Here is a 527-nt window from a genome sequence, read left to right as displayed (position 1 = left end):
CGTCGGCACCGTCAGATGTGTATCTGAGACAGGTGCGGGACCCCCTGGTTGCCAGCGGCAAAGTAGATACCCACATGGTCCCGATGCTCGCCCCCCCCCCTACTTACTACGACTACAACTGGACCGTACGCGGCACCCTCGATCCGGCCCTGGCCGAGAAGATCAAGGCCGCCTTCCTCGCCCTCGACCCAGCCAACCCGGAGCACAAGGCCTGTCTCTTATACAATCTCCGAGCCCACGAGACGAACTGAGCGATCTCGTATGCNAAAAAAGAAAGAAAAAGGACAGAAAGAGAAAAAAAAGAAAAAGAAAAGAAAGAGAAAAAAAAAGAAAAAAGAAAAAAAAAAAAAAAAGAAAACAAAGAAAAAAAAGAAAGAAAAAAAAAAAAAAAAAAAAAAAAAAAAAAAAAAAAAGAGGAGAGAAGACGGAAGAGTCAGAAGAGAATAAGAGAAAGGAGCAAAAAAGAAAACAGAAAAAAGCGGAGGGAAGGATAAAAAAGAGAGAAAAAAGAAAAAAAAAGAAAGAAC

1 pseudogene is annotated in these 527 nt (G+C 42.6%); it reads left to right on the top strand.

Annotation, left to right across the window (positions count from 1 at the left end):
- Positions 1 to 218: pseudogene (locus ACQ4LH_RS21325) on the top strand (putative selenate ABC transporter substrate-binding protein); the annotation flags it as partial.
- Positions 219 to 527: the final 309 nt, after the last annotated feature.

Source organism: Pseudomonas peli (assembly GCF_050563605.1).
Classification (GTDB): domain Bacteria; phylum Pseudomonadota; class Gammaproteobacteria; order Pseudomonadales; family Pseudomonadaceae; genus Aquipseudomonas; species Aquipseudomonas peli_A.
The sequence above is the reverse complement of the archived record's forward strand: the minus strand, read 5'-3'. Positions and strand labels throughout refer to the sequence as shown.